Source organism: Rhodococcus sp. RD6.2, assembly GCF_001040705.1.
Classification (GTDB): domain Bacteria; phylum Actinomycetota; class Actinomycetes; order Mycobacteriales; family Mycobacteriaceae; genus Rhodococcus_G.
The window spans coordinates 163187-176014 of the sequence record NZ_CVQP01000011.1 but is presented as its reverse complement, the minus strand read 5'-3'; the positions used below and the strand labels follow the sequence as shown (position 1 = coordinate 176014).

At 68.8% G+C, this 12828-nt stretch carries 13 protein-coding genes; 4 read left to right on the top strand and 9 right to left on the bottom strand.

Features of this window, described 5'->3' with window-relative positions; translation table 11 throughout:
* The first annotated feature begins 9 nt into the window (after positions 1 to 9).
* Positions 10 to 1095: a serine hydrolase gene (locus RHCRD62_RS23225; RefSeq protein ID WP_050067122.1), complete on the top strand. Its 1086-nt coding sequence runs from the start codon at positions 10 to 12 to the stop codon at positions 1093 to 1095.
* 7 nt (positions 1096 to 1102) lie between these two features.
* Here RHCRD62_RS23225 and trmD read toward each other — a convergent pair whose 3' ends face one another.
* From trmD to rpsP, 4 genes are read right to left on the bottom strand one after another with little or no spacing between them, the layout of a single operon-like run.
* Entirely contained in the window at positions 1103 to 1792 is a 690-nt protein-coding gene (gene trmD, locus RHCRD62_RS23220) for a tRNA (guanosine(37)-N1)-methyltransferase TrmD (RefSeq protein ID WP_050067121.1), read from the bottom strand.
* Positions 1793 to 1794: 2 nt separating this feature from the next.
* The gene (gene rimM / locus RHCRD62_RS23215) at positions 1795 to 2322 is read right to left on the bottom strand and encodes a ribosome maturation factor RimM (protein ID WP_050067120.1); all 528 of its coding nucleotides are present in this window, start codon (positions 2320 to 2322) and stop codon (positions 1795 to 1797) included.
* Positions 2323 to 2326: 4 nt separating this feature from the next.
* Positions 2327 to 2569, bottom strand: a complete 243-nt coding sequence (locus RHCRD62_RS23210) for an RNA-binding protein (protein WP_050067119.1) — start codon at positions 2567 to 2569, stop codon at positions 2327 to 2329.
* Positions 2566 to 3033, bottom strand: a complete 468-nt coding sequence (gene rpsP / locus RHCRD62_RS23205; RefSeq protein ID WP_050067118.1) for a 30S ribosomal protein S16 — start codon at positions 3031 to 3033, stop codon at positions 2566 to 2568. Before rpsP ends, RHCRD62_RS23210 begins: the two co-directional genes overlap by 4 nt.
* Positions 3034 to 3476: 443 nt before the next feature.
* Between rpsP and RHCRD62_RS23200 the strand changes: the two genes are divergently transcribed.
* The 3 genes from RHCRD62_RS23200 to RHCRD62_RS23190 all read left to right on the top strand — a co-directional run bounded on the left by RHCRD62_RS23200 (position 3477) and on the right by RHCRD62_RS23190 (position 5597).
* Positions 3477 to 4001: a DUF5336 domain-containing protein gene (locus RHCRD62_RS23200; RefSeq protein WP_050067117.1), complete on the top strand. Its 525-nt coding sequence runs from the start codon at positions 3477 to 3479 to the stop codon at positions 3999 to 4001.
* On the top strand, positions 3998 to 4774 hold the full coding sequence (locus RHCRD62_RS23195; protein WP_050067116.1) for an NADase-type glycan-binding domain-containing protein: 777 nt from the start codon (positions 3998 to 4000) through the stop codon (positions 4772 to 4774). The genes RHCRD62_RS23200 and RHCRD62_RS23195 overlap by 4 nt, the downstream gene beginning before the upstream one ends.
* Before the next feature lie 67 nt (positions 4775 to 4841).
* Positions 4842 to 5597, top strand: a complete 756-nt coding sequence (locus RHCRD62_RS23190) for a DUF5995 family protein (protein ID WP_050067115.1) — start codon at positions 4842 to 4844, stop codon at positions 5595 to 5597.
* A gap of 16 nt (positions 5598 to 5613) precedes the next feature.
* Here the strand turns inward: RHCRD62_RS23190 and RHCRD62_RS23185 are convergent, their stop codons facing one another.
* The 5 genes from RHCRD62_RS23185 to RHCRD62_RS23165 all read right to left on the bottom strand — a co-directional run bounded on the left by RHCRD62_RS23185 (position 5614) and on the right by RHCRD62_RS23165 (position 12677).
* Positions 5614 to 6708 carry an amidohydrolase family protein gene (locus RHCRD62_RS23185; protein WP_050067114.1) on the bottom strand — a complete coding sequence of 365 codons (1095 nt, stop codon included), beginning with the start codon at positions 6706 to 6708 and terminating at the stop codon, positions 5614 to 5616.
* Between the two features lie 3 nt (positions 6709 to 6711).
* Positions 6712 to 8298, bottom strand: coding sequence for a signal recognition particle protein (gene ffh, locus RHCRD62_RS23180; protein ID WP_050067113.1), 1587 nt, complete (start codon positions 8296 to 8298; stop codon positions 6712 to 6714).
* A 137-nt stretch (positions 8299 to 8435) separates the two neighbouring features.
* Positions 8436 to 10970 carry a [protein-PII] uridylyltransferase gene (locus RHCRD62_RS23175; RefSeq protein WP_050067112.1) on the bottom strand — a complete coding sequence of 845 codons (2535 nt, stop codon included), beginning with the start codon at positions 10968 to 10970 and terminating at the stop codon, positions 8436 to 8438.
* Positions 10960 to 11298 carry a P-II family nitrogen regulator gene (locus RHCRD62_RS23170; protein ID WP_050067111.1) on the bottom strand — a complete coding sequence of 113 codons (339 nt, stop codon included), beginning with the start codon at positions 11296 to 11298 and terminating at the stop codon, positions 10960 to 10962. The genes RHCRD62_RS23175 and RHCRD62_RS23170 overlap by 11 nt, the downstream gene beginning before the upstream one ends.
* 5 nt (positions 11299 to 11303) lie before the next feature.
* On the bottom strand, positions 11304 to 12677 hold the full coding sequence (locus RHCRD62_RS23165; protein ID WP_050067110.1) for an ammonium transporter: 1374 nt from the start codon (positions 12675 to 12677) through the stop codon (positions 11304 to 11306).
* Positions 12678 to 12828: the final 151 nt, after the last annotated feature.

The following is a 12828-nucleotide window of genomic DNA, read 5'->3' as shown; positions in this document are numbered from 1 at the left end:
GGCGGCAGGGTGAACAGGCGTCGGTGCGTTGCGGCGTTGGCCGTCGCGATCGGGACGACGATCGCAGCGCTCGGCTGTGCTCTCCCGACGCGATCCGGCGATGCGGTTTCGGCCGACGACGTCTCCGTCGACGACACCGACAGCTACCGGTCCGAGCAATGGTCCGATCTGCCGACCAGGCATGCGGTACCGCCGATCCCGGTATCCGTGGTCCCGTCCGCCGGACAGCTGCCGCCGATACCCGGAGGCTGGACACGTGCAGTCGCGCCATCGGGCCCGCTGCCCTCCGACATGACCGACCGGGTCGCCGCCGCACGCGCAGCTGCGGCGGGGCGCGGAGCCGACGTCGCCGTGTCACTACTCGACCGCTCCACCGGCGACCACGTCGTCGCCGACGGCAGCACCGCCGTCGAAACGGCATCCGTGGCAAAGCTCTTCATCGCAGATGCGGTCCTCCACGAGAATCCGACACCGTCCGCCGACGACCTCGAACTGATCGCCCGGATGCTCGAACGTTCCGACGACGCCGCCGCGAACGCGCTGTGGTTCGCCTACGGCGGGGATGCGATCGTCGACGCCGTCGTCGCGCGCTACGGACTGCATGCCACCACCGCGCCGTGGGACGGAAACTGGTGGAACACCATGACCACCCCCGACGACCTGGTCGAGTACTACGCGGGACTCCTGGACGGCACCGGCGGCCTGAGCAACGAGGCGTCCGAGACGGTCCTCTCGCATCTGCGCGCCGCCACCCCCACCGCCGCCGACGGCTACGACCAGCGCTTCGGCATCCCCGATGCGCTCGTCTACGAGTCGGGGGACGTGGCGGTCAAACAGGGTTGGATGTGCTGCACCGCGGGCCGGTGGGTACACCTGTCCACCGCCGTGATCGGTCCGCAGTCACGGTACGTCCTGGTCGTGGTGTCCCACGAGGACGTCGACTACGGCACCGGCAGCGACGGCCTGAATCAGGTGGTCTCTGCACTTCCCGACACCTCGCTCGACGCGGCCGTCGAGGACGCCAGCGCCGCGCACGCGCGGGAGACGATCACCGACGTCGTGCGAATCCTGTTCCCGGAGGGACGAATCGGCTGACGCACGGTCAGGACTGGTCGTCGGGCAGCAGATCGGGTCGACGCTGCGCGGTCCGCTCCAGCGACTGCTCACGCCGCCACTGCTCGATTCTCGCGTGGTTACCCGACAGCAGAACCTCGGGAACGTCGAGTCCGCGCCAGGAGACGGGCCGTGTGTAACTCGGGCCTTCGAGTAGCCCGTCCGAGAACGAATCCTCCTCGTGAGACTGCTGATTGCCGAGAACTCCCGGCATCAGGCGCACCACGGCCTCCGCCATGACGAGCACCGCTGCCTCGCCCCCGATGAGGACGTAGTCGCCGATGCTCACCTCCTCGACCCGCACGCGGCGGGCGGCGTCGTCGAACACCCGCTGGTCGATGCCCTCGTAGCGGCCGCACGCGAAGACCAGGTGCTTCTCCCGTGACCACCGCTGAGCTGTCGCCTGCGTGAAGGGAACTCCGGCGGGGGTGGGAACGACGAGGAGCGCGTCGTCGGGGCAGACCGCATCGAGTGCGTCACCCCAGATCGTCGGCTTCATGACCATGCCGGGACCACCGCCGTACGGGGAGTCGTCGACGGCCTTGTGCACGTCGTGCGTCCAGTCCCGCAGGTTGTGCACGCCGACGAACACGAGACCCTTGTCGATTGCCTTGCCCAGCAACGCAGTTCGCAACGGTTCGAGATACTCGGGGAAGATGGTGATGACGTCGAGGCGCACGGCTACTCCGGGTCCAGCAATCCTTCGGGCGGATCGATCTCGACATATCCGTCGGCAACCGCGACGACCGGGACGATCGCCGTCACGAACGGAATGAGGATCTCGCCCTTCTCCGCGCCTTCGGGGCGCACCGAGAGCAGTTCCCCGGCCGCGGAGTGCAGCACCTCGTTCACGGTGCCGACGACGGTGCCGTCCGCGAGCCGCACCTGCAGGCCCTCGAGTTCGTGGTCGTAGTAGGCGTCCGGATCATCGGACGGCGGCAGGTCCGCGCTGTCGACCACGAAGAGCATGCCGCGCATCGCGTCGGCCGCGGTGCGGTCGTCGACGCCTTTCAGACGCAGCAGAAGCCGCCCGGAGTGCTCCCGGGCGGCTTCCACCGTGTAATCGGTCAGTTTCCGATCACGAGGCTTACGGCCGCGCAGAACCGCACCGACGGCGAAGCGGAGCTCCGGGGTGTCGGTGCGGATCTCGACGGCGAGTTCGCCCCTGATGCCGTGCGACTTGGCCACACGGCCGACAACGAGTTCCACCGAATTACTGATCGGTGTCGATCACGTCGACGCGGATGCCCTTGCCGCCGATGCCGGCGACGAGGGTCCGCAGAGCAGTTGCGGTGCGGCCACCACGGCCGATCACCTTGCCGAGGTCGTCAGGATTGACGTGCACCTCGACGGTGCGCCCGCGACGGCCGGTGATCAGTTCGACCCGGACGTCGTCGGGATTGGCGACGATGCCGCGAACGAGGTGTTCGACGGCGTCGGCGACAACGGCACTCACTTGTCAGCAGCCTCGGAATCCGCAGCGGCCTCGGCCTCGGCGGCAGGCGCCTCGGAAGCCTCGTCGGCGTCCTTCTTGGCGGCCTTCTTCTTCGGGGTGATGGCCTCGGCGACCGGCTCGTTCTCAGCGGCGGCGAGCGCAGCCTGGAACAGCTCCAGCTTCGACGGCTTCGCTTCCTTGGTCTTGAGGGTGCCCTCGGCGCCCGGCAGGCCCTTGAACTTCTGCCAGTCACCGGTGATCTTCAGCAGAGCCTCGACCGGCTCGGTGGGCTTGGCGCCGACACCCAGCCAGTACTGCGCGCGCTCCGAGTCGATCTCGATCAGCGACGGCTCTTCCTTCGGGTGGTACTTGCCGATGGTCTCGATCGCACGGCCGTCACGACGGGTGCGAGAGTCCGCGACGATGATGCGGTACTGGGGGTTGCGGATCTTGCCGAGGCGGGTGAGCTTGATCTTGACAGCCATGGTGGAGCCTTTCGTATGGTCACGGCGCAATTCAGCGATGCGCAAGGCGTGCGCACCCGGTTTTGCGTTGAAGGGGATGTCGTGACCGCCGCGCGGTACGGAACCGGAGACGGGCGAACAGCGGTCCATTCTGCCAGACGGGGACCTTCGGGAGCCAATCGCCCCGGCCGGCCCGCCGCACGACTCGCCCGCACCCCGATAGCGCACCGGCACGTCCTCGGACTGCCTAGAATCCGGTCGACCGCGGCTCGACGACTCAGGCTCGACGACACAAGCTCGACGACTCAAAGGGGGTTCGACGTTGTCGTCCTCGACACCGCCATCGCAACCAGTACCGACATCGACACCGCCCCCGCCACCGGCGACAACACCCGTGCCGTTCCCCAGCTTCGCCGACGGTCCCCCCCGCACCCGAGCGGGGCCGAGGAATCGCGCTGGCCGTCGTGGTCCTGCTGCTAGGGCTGGCCGCGCTGTTCGTCGGGCTCGGCCCCTACCTGACGGCACACACGTCCGCAGGAGTCGTCAGCGTCAGCGGCTACGCCCTGCCGCAAGGGATGACCGTCGTCGCGGCGCTGCTGTTCGCCGGGCTGGTAGCCGGGCTGTCGACCCTCCCCCGCCTCTCCCGTCTCCGCGGAGCCACGCCCGTCCTGCACACGATCGCGACCGCCGCCGCCACCATGGGAGTACTGCTCGCCGTCTTCCTGCTGATCGTCGTCAGCAGCGTCGACACGCCTGCGGACCTGATCGGCAGTGCAGCGGACGAGGCCGAATCCGTGGTCGTCGGCCTCGGGTGGGCGGGCATCACGCTCCTGGCGCTGGCCACGGCGCAGGCCGTCGTCGCGTTCGCGGCCCTCGCCTACGACATCGGACTCGTGCAGGCGCGCCGCACCCCGGAACCGGTTCACGAGCCGTTTCTCCCGCCGGAACCGGCGCCGACCGACCAGCCGACGAAGGCGGAGACCGCATGACCGTCAACACCCCGCCCTCGCCCACCGATCCGGCCGAGCCTCCTCAGGCTCCCCTGTCGGGACGCGGCTGGCTCGTCGTGCTCACCTCGATCGCGGCCGTCCTCGTCGTGCTCGCGGGCGGCGGCTACCTGCTCAACCGGGCGCTCAGCGATGACTCCTCGGTCGCGGGGAGCGCGGCACCCGCGACCGAGGAAGACGGCGGGGAGTTCGGGGGTGGCGCCGGAAGCGGCGACCTCGGAGGTGACATGGGCGCGACCGGCGAAACCGTCGCCGTCACCCCCACCGCCGTGCTGCCGACCTGCACACCGGTCCCGCCCGCGATCGACTCCACCGGACGCAGCCACGCCTACGAAGCACCCAACGCGATCGACGGCGACGTCAGTTCCGCGTGGCGCTGCACCGGGACCCGCGGCCAGACCCTCGCCGTCAGCTTCCCGTGCACCGTCGCCCTCGCGACCGTCGGCATCGACCCCGGCCACGACAAGACCGACCCCGACGGCTCCGACCGCTTCGCGCAGAACCGCAAGGTCACCAGGGTCAAGTGGACTTTCGACGACGGCACCACCGTCGAACAGCAACTCGAACCGCGCCGCGGAATCCAGACGATGCCCGTCGACCACCCCGCCCGTACCGCGACCCTGACCGTTCTCGACACCGTCGACGGCCAGCCCGTCACCAACCGGGCGGGCCAGACGTCGGCGCCGTTCAACGACGTGACCTCGATCAGCGAGGTCCGGTTCACCGCACTGGCCGGCGACGGCTGCGTTCGCTGAGTTGCCCCGCCGCGCCCCGCCTGCGGGCGTAGGCTGCACGGACGGTGGGCCCACCCCAGGAGGCAGCGTGAAGGCCACCACCATCGGCGACGTGCTGTCGATCCTGACCGGAATCATCGCCGACACCACTTCGAGGCGGGATCCGCTCGGGTACTTCGCGGCCCTGTACCGCCAGGTCACGCTGGAGGTGAAGAACGGAATCGTCGCCGGGTCCTTCGACGACGGACCGCGGATGTCGGGTTTCGACGCGTCCTTCGCGAACCGCTACTTCGCCGCCTACGAGACCTACACCTCGGGTGGCACGCCAACCCGCAGCTGGCAGTTCGCATTCGACCGGGTCCGCACCGGGAAGCTGATCATCCTGCAGAACCTGCTGCTCGGCATCAACGCCCATGTGAACCTCGACCTCGGCGTCGTCACCGGCACGAAGTTCCGCGGTTCCGCACTGAGCGGGTTCCATGCCGACTTCGATCACCTGAACGAGATCCTGGCATCGCTGATTCCACGGGTCCGTGCCGTGATCGAACAGTTCTCGCCTCGCATCGGTGAGCTGACCGAACTGGCGGACGACGCCCCCGAACTGGCGCTGCGTTTCAGCGTCGAGGCCGCCCGCGACGACGCGTGGCGGATCGCCACGCTGCTCTCGGTGACACCGTCGACGTTCGTGGCTCCGGCCGTGGAGCTGATCGACGGCAAGGCGAAGCTCGTCGGCCGGGTGGTCGCCGACCAGCCGGAGCCTGTCGCGAGCATCGTCCGTCACATTCGTGCCGCCGAGAGCACCGACGTCGCCGCGATCATCACCGCACTCGACTCCGTCGTGTAGCGGGAACCGGCGATCCCTACGCGAACCGGCCGCGCCTCGTCACGATCTGCCCCCGCAACACCACCAGGTCAGGGGTCGCGAGCACCTCCGGACCCGTGCGCGGATCCTGCTCGTAGACAACGAGATCCGCGGGCGCACCGGCTTCGAGTCCGGGATGGCCGAGCCACGGACGGGCATCCCAGCAGGCGGCGCCGAGGGCCGCCGTCGGGCCGAGACCGGCCGCGGACAGCGCCGCGACCTCGTAGGCGAGCCGTCCGTGCCGGATCGATCCGCCGGCATCGGTGCCCGCGTAGATCGGGATGCCTGCGTCGTGGGCGGCGCCGATGGTGTCCCCGACCCGTGCGTGTAGGTCGCGCATGTGCGCCGCATACACCGGGAACCGGTCCGCGGAATCGGCGATCTCGGGGAAGGTCGCGATGTTGATCAGCGTCGGTACGAGCGCCGTGCCGTGTTCGACCATCATCTCGATCGTCGAGTCGGTCAGTCCGGTGCCGTGCTCGATGCAGTCGATGCCGGAACCGATCAGACCCGGCAGCGCGTCCTCGCCGAAGACGTGGGCGGTGACCCGGGCACCGACCTCGTGCGCCGCGGCCATCGCCTCCTTCAGCACGGCGTCACTCCACAGCGGCCGGAGGTCACCGGCGTCCCGGTCGATCCAGTCGCCGATGATCTTCACCCAGCCGTCGCCTGCGAGCGCCTGCTCTCGGACGGCGGCCGGCAGCTGCGACTCGTCCTCCAGGTCCACCGGCAGGCCGCGGATGTACCGCTTGGGCAGCGCGATGTGCCTGCCCGCGCGGATGATCTTCGGCAGGTCGGCGCGGTCGTCGAGGTGCCGGGTGTCCACCGGCGAACCGGCGTCACGCAGCAGCAGGACACCGCAGTCGCGTTCCGTTTCGGCCTGCGCGGTCAGCCCGGCCTCATCCTCGTGACCACCGCCGAACCGGATCCCGACGTGGCAGTGCGCGTCGACCAGTCCGGGCAGGACCCACGCGGTCTCGGTCAGCGTCTGCGCGCCGGGCACGGGCTCCGACGAGATCAGTCCGTCGTCACCAACCCACAACTCGACGGCCTGCTCGTCGGGCAGCCCCCGCCCGGCCAGCCGAAACGCCACGGTCTACTTCTTCGGGAGCTTGAGCTGGGACAGGTCGAAGCCCTCGAGGCCGGGCGGCAACTCGTCGAGGCCCTTCGGCATCTTCGACAGGTCCATGCCCGCGGGCAGGCCCGGGAATCCGCCGGGCATCCCGCCCGGCATCCCGGGGAATCCGCCCCTGATCTTCGGCTGCGTCGGGCCCTTGCCGCCCTTCTTCCCCTTCTTGCCCTTCTTGCCGCGTTGCGACCGCTGGGAACCCCGCGCGCCGGGCATACCCATCCGACCGGCCATCGCCGTCATCATCTTGCGGGCCTCGAAGAACCGGTCGACGAGCTGGTTGACGTCGGAGACCTTTACACCCGAGCCGTTCGCGATGCGCAGACGACGCGACGCGTTGATGATCTTCGGGTTGGCACGCTCCGCAGGCGTCATGCCGCGGATGATCGCCTGAATCCGGTCGAGTTGCTTGTCGTCGACCTGAGCGAGCGCGTCCTTCATCTGGCCTGCGCCGGGCAGCATCCCGAGCAGATTGCCGATCGGGCCCATCTTGCGCACGGCCATCATCTGCTCGAGGAAGTCCTCGAGCGTCAGTTCCCCGGAGCCGATCTTCATCGCGGCGGCCTCGGCCTGCTCCGCGTCGAAGACCTGCTCGGCCTGCTCGATGAGGGTGAGCACGTCGCCCATGCCGAGGATCCGGCTCGACATCCGGTCCGGATGGAAGACGTCGAAGTCCTCGAGCTTCTCACCCGTGGACGCGAACATGATCGGCTTGCCGGTGATCTCCCGCACGCTGAGTGCGGCACCGCCGCGGGCGTCGCCGTCCAGTTTGGTCAGGACCACACCGGTGAACCCGACACCCGACTGGAACGACTCGGCGGTGTGGACGGCGTCCTGACCGGTCATCGCGTCGAGGACGAACAGCACCTCGTCGGGCTGAACGGCGTCGCGGATGCCCGCGGCCTGCGCCATGAGCTCCTCGTCGATACCGAGACGACCGGCGGTGTCGACGATCACGACGTCGTGGTGCTTGGCGCGCGCCTCCTCGACACCGCGCCGCGCGACGTCGACCGGGTCGGCGGCGGACACGCCGAGTGCGTTGTCCCCGCCGCCGATCGACGTGCCGGGATGCGGGGCGAACACGGCGGCGCCCGCCCGCTCACCGACGATCTGGAGCTGGCTCACCGCACCCGGACGCTGCAGGTCGCAGGCGACCAGAAGCGGGGTGTGGCCCTGAGCGGTCAGCCACTTCGCGAGCTTGCCCGCCAGGGTGGTCTTACCCGAGCCCTGCAGACCCGCCAGCATGATGACGGTCGGCGGCGTCTTCGCGAACTGCAGCCGCCGGGTCTCCCCACCGAGGATGCCGACGAGTTCCTCGTTGACGATCTTGACGACCTGCTGCGCCGGGTTCAGCGCACCCGAAACCTCCGCCCCCTTCGCCCGCTCCTTGATCTTCGCGATGAAGGAGCGGACGACGGGCAGAGCCACATCGGCTTCGAGCAGAGCCAGCCGGATCTCGCGGCAGGTGGCGTCGATGTCGGCGCCGGACAACCGGCCCTTGCCTCGCAGGTCCTTGAGGGCACCTGTCAACCTGTCGGAAAGGGATTCGAACACCGATCGGGCTCCTGGCTGTCGGGACCGCGCTACACCTCACGTGGCGGTCGGAACCACGCGAAAGCCTGAGCGCGGCGTCTGGACCACGCGAAGACTGAGCGTGGCAGTCTTACGGACACTGCATCCCAGCGTAGCCGCTAACCGGCTGCGTTCCCCTCCTCCCCGTCCTTCTTGGGCGGCGGAGGCGCAGGCACCACGGACAGGATCGCCGACTCCAGGTCCTCACGGGTCACCCGCGAGTCGCCGGCACCGAGATTCAGGCAGAACGAATCCACCACCGAGTTGCCGAGGGTCGCGACCTTCGCCCACTGCACATCGGCACCGTGTCGTTCGAGTTCGGCCGCCAACCGGCACAGCAGACCCACTCGGTCCTCGGTGCGCAATTCGACGATGACCTGACCGTCGACGGCCGTCTCGAACCAGATGAGTCGCGGCGGTGCCTGCGCGTACTGCACGGGAACCGCTGTCACGCCGAGTTCGAGCGCCTGCTCCTCCGTTGCGATCCGTTCCTTGTCCGCGAGCATCGCCACGAGATCCAGCTCGCCCGCTGTCGCCCTGATCAGTTCCTGGCGCAGCAACCCCGCCTGCGGCGGCGCACCGAAACGCGGCGAGACGGTGAACGAGTTGACCGCGGAACCCTCGTGGTTGCCCACCGACGCCGCAAGCACCCGCAGCGAATGCAGTGCCAGCACCCCGGCCGCGTCGGACAGCAGTCCCGGCACGTCCGGCGCGATCACCGTCACCGTGTAGGTGTGCGGCCCCTCCGCTGGCGCCAGCATCACGTGGACGCCGCCGCCCTCGGCGAGGGTCGCATGTTCGGGATCGATCGGATCCGGTTCGGGCAGGGGCTCCCCCGCCATCACCAGGCGGCAGCGCCGGACCAACTCCCCGATGAGCGACGCCTTCCAGTCACCCCACACCCCTGGTCCCGTTGCCAGCGAATCGGCCTCGGCGAGCGCGTACAGCAGTTCCAACAACATCGCGTCGTGCCCGAGCGCATCCGCGACCATCTGCACGGTCGCCGGATCGTCGAGGTCCCGGCGCGTTGCGGTGTCCGGCAGGAGCAGGTGGTACCGCACCATCGCGCTGAGCATCGCCACATCCGACGGCCACAGCCCGAGGCGGTTTCCGATCTGGGTTGCGAGTTCGGCACCCACGACGCTGTGGTCACCGCCGCGTCCCTTGCCGATGTCGTGCAGCAACGCACCGAGCACCAGCAGATCCGGACGCGTCACCCGCGTGGTGAACGCGCTCGCCTGGACCGCCGTCTCGACGAGATGCCGATCGACCGTCCAGGTGTGCACCGCGTCCCGCGGCGGCAGGTCTCGCACCGCACCCCACTCGGGCAGCAGACGACCCCAGAGCCCGGTGCGGTCGAGTGCCTCGACGACCGCCGCCATCCGCGGTCCCGATCCGAGCAGAACCAGCAGATCACCCAGCGCCTCTCGCGGCCACGGCTCCCTCAGTTCGGGTGCACTGTCGGACAACCTACCGAGCGTCGACGCCCCGATCGGCATCCCCGTCTGCGCCGCGGCAGCGGCCACCCGGACGATCAGCCCGGGATCCTTGCTCGGCTTCGCATCCCTCGCGAGGACAACCTCGCCCGCGTGCTGCACGACACCCTCGTCCAGCGGACGCCGGACGGGCACCCGCCGCAGTCGCGACAACCCTCGACGCGGCAGACCGTTGGCCGCCGTCCGCAATCCGACGTCCACCGAGTAGCCGATGGTGCGCGCCGAATCGCTCAGCACCCGGGCCAGATCGAACCGGTCCCCGATCCGCAGTGCCGCACCGATCTCGTCGGCGTCCTGTGCCCGCACCTGATCCCGTGCCCGTCCCGCGACCCGATGCAATTCGGTGCGCACGTCGAGGAGTCGGGAATGCGCGGACGCCAGCCCGCCACCCGGAGTGTCCGGACCGAGGCTCGTCGCGGCGTCGGTCAGCTGCGCGATCGCCAAAGCGTCGAGCAGTTGCACGTCACGCAGGCCCCCACGTCCGTTCTTCACGTCCGGCTCCGCACGGTGTGCGATCTCGCCACTACGCGACCAGCGCGCCTGCGTCATCTCCACCAGTTCGTCGAACCGCAAGCGGATTCCGGACCGCCACTGCCGACGAACGCCACCGATCAGCAGGTTCGTCAGCTCGACGTCACCCGCGATGTGACGGGCCTCCAGCAGGCCCATAGCCGCCGTCAGGTCCGACGCCGCCACCTGCAGCGCCTGCGGTACCGTCCGCACACTGTGGTCGAGCTTGATGTGAGCGTCCCAGAGGGGATACCAGAGCCGGTCCGCAACCTGCGACACCACCGCGGAGTCCATGTCGTCGTGGAGCAGCACCAGGTCGAGATCCGAGTACGGCAGCAGTTCCCGGCGTCCGAGGCCACCGACCGCGACGATCGCGAATCCGCTGTCGGACGTGATCCCGAGTTCCGTGCCCTTCGTCGTCAGCCAGAACTCGTGGAGGTCCACCAGCGCCTGCCGCAGGGCGGACGTGTCGAGTCGCCGCGAGCGGGAACGACCTTCCAGCAACTGTTTCCGAGCCCGGACGAGGTCGTCGGCCGCCACCATCTGGCCGTGCGCGTTCAGGCCCGGAGACGAGGGCGGCCCCGACCCCGCCGACGTTGCGACGGGATCGGGGCCACCGGATCCGGACCCTGTCGGGTCAGAGCGCATCCCCGCCCCGTTCGCCGGTGCGGACCCGGACGACGGACTCCACCGGGCTGACCCAAACCTTGCCGTCACCGATCTTGCCGGTGCGGGCGGCCTCGACGATCACCTCGACGACCTTGTCGACCACGCTGTCGTCGACGACGACCTCGACTCGAACCTTCGGCACGAAGTCGACGGAGTACTCGGCCCCCCGGTACACCTCGGTGTGGCCCTTCTGCCTGCCGTAGCCCTGGACTTCGCTGACGGTCATGCCCAGCACGCCTGCCTGCTCGAGCCCGGTCTTGACGTCCTCGAGAGTGAACGGCTTGACGATTGCGGTGATGAGCTTCATTACTTTCATGCCTCCCTGACGGACGAGCGGACCGGTGCCGAGTTTGCCGAACCTGCCGAGACTCCACCGAGTGCGACGAAGTCGTATGCGTTCTCAGCGTGCTCAGTATCGTCCAGGCCACGGGCCTCAGCCTCATTGCTGGCCCGAAGTCCGATCGTGTATTTCACGATCAGCGCGATGATCGTGGTCGCGACCAGCGAGTACAGCAGGACCGCACCGGCTCCGACCGCCTGGCGCCACAGCTGGTCGACTCCGCCGCCGTAGAACAGGCCGTCGACGGCCGCGGGGGCCTCCGAGGTGGCGACGAGTCCGACCATCAGGGTGCCGACGATGCCGCCGACGAGGTGAACACCGACGACGTCGAGCGAATCGTCGAATCCGAAGCGGTACTTCAGTCCGACTGCGAGGGCGCACAGCACACCGGCTGCGACACCGATGGCGAGCGCTCCGAGGATGTTCACCGAGGAGCAGGACGGGGTGATCGCGACGAGGCCTGCGACGATGCCCGAAGCACCACCGAGCGTCGTGGCGTGGCCGTCACGGATGCGCTCGACGAGGAGCCAGGCCAGCATGGCGGCGGCGGTGGCGACGAGGGTCGTGATGAAGGTGACGCCCGCGATTCCGTTGGAGCCCACTGCCGAACCGGCGTTGAAGCCGAACCAACCGAACCACAGCAGCGCAGCGCCGAGCATGACGAACGGCAGGTTGTGGGGGCGGAAGGGCGTCGTCGGCCATCCGCGGCGCTTGCCGAGGACCAGCGCGAGAACCAGGCCGGCGATACCGGCGTTGATGTGAACGGCGGTGCCGCCGGCGAAGTCGATCGCCTTGAGCTGGTTGGCGATCCAGCCGCCGTTCTCGGCGGTCACACCGTCGAAGGAGAACACCCAGTGCGCGACAGGGAAGTACACGATCGTCGCCCAGAGTCCTGCAAACAGGAGCCACGGCCCGAAGCGCAGGCGGTCGGCGACGGCGCCGGAGATCAGCGCGACGGTGATGATCGCGAACATCGCCTGGAACGCAACGAACACGGTGGCCGGAATGGTCCCGACGAGCGGGATCGCCGCTGCGGCGCCGGTGTCGGCGTCCGCGAGGTAGGAGCCGCCGATCAGGCCCTTGAGGCCGAAGAACTGGAACGGGTCACCGATCACCCCGCCCTTGTCTTCGCCGAAGGCCATCGAATAGCCGTACAGGGCCCAGATGACCCCGACGACACCCATTGCACCGATGCTCATCATGATCATGTTCAGGACGTTCTTCGCGCGAACCATGCCGCCGTAGAAGAACGCGAGACCCGGCGTCATCAGCAACACGAGCGCGGCGCTGGTCAGCATCCACGCGGTGTCGCCGGCGTCGGGCGCTCCGATAGTCGGGAAATCCACCTTGCTCCTCCTCCTTCGGTCGCCCCGCGTGCTCGCGGCTTTACGACTCGAGAAGAAGAGTGCTAATCCGGTGTTTCACTTGTGACACTCGGGTGTTTCGCCCGAGTGAACGAATCCTGGAACTCTGTTGCTTTCAGGTTTCGGAAATGGA